Here is a 2,070-nt window from a genome sequence, read left to right as displayed (position 1 = left end):
ACAGGGTCTTCATCTTTTCACGCAACCAGCTTTCCAGGGATTTCAACAGCGGTTTCGTTTTTCGCTGACGTTCAGCAAGCCGCTGCTCTGCCGGCATTCCCCTTATATCCGCCTCTATGGCGTACAACTGACCGATCTGCTCCAGGGCTTCTTCCGTCAGTGCTGACGGGATGCGGACGTGCACATCGTGGATCTTTCGGCGGGCATGAGCCCAGCAGGCAGCTTCCGTTATCCCACCATTGCGATACAGCTCGTTGAACCCGGCGTACGCATCCGCTTGCAGCACACCGCTGAAGCAAGCAAGATGAGTCTGCGGATGGATGCCTTTTCTGTCCGGGCTGTAAGCGAACCACACTGCAGGTGCCAACGCTGACCCGGCATTGCGGTCATCACGAACATACGCCCACAACCGCCCGGTCCTCGTCTTCTTATTACCCGGCAGCAGTACCTGGACCGGGGTATCATCGGCATGGAGTTTGCCGTCAGTCATGACATAGCCATGAAGCGCCTCTTCCAGCGGAGACAGCAGCCGGCAGCATGCATCCACCCAGCCCGACAGCAGTGAACGGCTCAGCTCCACACCTTGCCGGCCGTATATTTCTGACTGGCGATACAGCGGGGTGTGCTCTGCATACTTCGAGGTCAGCACGCGGGCCAGCAGCCCCGGTCCGGCGATACCCCGCTCGATGGGCCGCGAAGGTGCAGGTGCCTGCACGATGGCATCGCACTGAGTACAGGCATGTTTTTCCCGTACCGTCCGGATAACCCGAAAGGCGCTACGCATCAACTCCAGCTGTTCGGCGGTATCCTCGCCCAGATAGTTCAGTGAACCGCCGCAGTTCGGGCAGCACGGCGGCGCAGGCAACAGTCGCTTTTCGTCACGGGGTAGTGATTCAGGGAACGGCTTACGGGTGCGGGTCTGACGCAACGGACGCTATACTGCCGGGTCATACACCCTACCAGTCAGCGTATCGCTCTCTTTATGAAGCCGGTTCAGATCGGCTTCCATTTGTGCGATACGGCGGGAGACTTTTTCGGAACGACTGCCGAAGTTCATCCGGCGGAGTTTATCCAGCTGCGCCTGCAGATGGTCTATTTCGCGCTCCCGGTTGCTCAGCTTTTCCTGCAGGGCGTGGATCAGCGCTTCCTGTTCGGCCAGGCGCTGTTTCAGCAGGAAGATGTCGTCAGAAGAGATGTCATTCATAAGCCCGTGTTTTACCGGGCTTATTCTGTGACAACCAGGATAAAGAGATTTACAGCATGGTCAGGGAGGTCAGCAGCCGCTTAGGCTGTCGCCAGTCGATACCTTCCAGCAGCATCGCCAGCTGCGCCTGCGTAAGGAACACTTTGCCATCACGGGCTGACGGCCAGGCGAAGCGCCCACGCTCCAGCCGTTTGGTCAGGAGGCACAGTCCGTCACCGGTGGACCACAGCAGTTTAACCTGACTGCCGCTGCGGCCCCGGAAAATGAAAACATGGCCGGACATGGGATCGTCTTTCAGCGCCGTTTGTACTTTCGCAGCCAGGCCGTTGAAGCCATTTCTCATATCGGTGATACCGGCAACCAGCCAAATTTTGGTCCCGGAAGGTAACGGGATCATCGCTTCAGTTCCTGTATCAGCAGAGTCAGGAGCTTTTCGCTGACATTGCCATTGAAGCGGAGCGTCCCGTGCCGGAACGTTACCTCACAGCTGATACTGAGGGTTTCCGGGTCCTCTGCGAGCGATTCTGGCTGTTCGGCAGCTGCATCGAGAGTCACAGGAAGTTGCTGGGGGCTCTCTGAAGAAGGTAATAGCAGCTTTCCCTCGCGCCATTGTTGTCGCCATTTGAACAACAGATTGGCGTTAATGCCATTTTCAAGAGCAAGTTTTGAGATGGATATCCCGGGCTCACAGGAGGCAGCAACGAGCTGCTGTTTAAATTCGGGAGGATAATTAGGGCAGCCTTTTCGCCTGCCGGGAGTCACATTTTTCTGCATATCTGACACTTTGGTTCCCACTACTTATTTGGTGGACACCACTTTGTCTAATTCGTCAGATTCTGACCAGACGGTTCAGGCTGTACGCTTAC

General features: G+C 56.7%; 2 protein-coding genes and 1 pseudogene. All 3 read right to left on the bottom strand.

All coding sequences use genetic code 11. The features are described from left to right. Positions 1-1,204: pseudogene (locus tag BEB42_RS25780) on the bottom strand (IS66-like element ISEc8 family transposase); the annotation flags it as partial. Positions 1,205-1,253: 49 nt separating this feature from the next. Next, the gene (gene tnpB / locus BEB42_RS25775) at positions 1,254-1,601 is read right to left on the bottom strand and encodes an IS66 family insertion sequence element accessory protein TnpB (protein WP_000612591.1); all 348 of its coding nucleotides are present in this window, start codon (positions 1,599-1,601) and stop codon (positions 1,254-1,256) included. After that, the gene (gene tnpA, locus BEB42_RS25770; protein ID WP_001352887.1) at positions 1,598-1,978 is read right to left on the bottom strand and encodes an IS66-like element accessory protein TnpA; all 381 of its coding nucleotides are present in this window, start codon (positions 1,976-1,978) and stop codon (positions 1,598-1,600) included. The genes tnpB and tnpA overlap by 4 nt, the downstream gene beginning before the upstream one ends. Positions 1,979-2,070 lie beyond the last annotated feature (92 nt).

The sequence above is a fragment of the Escherichia sp. MOD1-EC5990 genome, assembly GCF_002965285.1.
GTDB lineage: Bacteria > Pseudomonadota > Gammaproteobacteria > Enterobacterales > Enterobacteriaceae > Escherichia > Escherichia coli_F.
This window is presented reverse-complemented; position numbering and strand designations above follow the sequence as displayed.

Bases quoted from the DNA above. Each gene is read 5' to 3' on its own strand.
- tnpB (WP_000612591.1), bottom strand. From the start codon at position 1,601: ATGATCCCGTTACCTTCCGGGACCAAAATTTGGCTGGTTGCCGGTATC.
- tnpA (WP_001352887.1), bottom strand. From the start codon at position 1,978: ATGCAGAAAAATGTGACTCCCGGCAGGCGAAAAGGCTGCCCTAATTAT.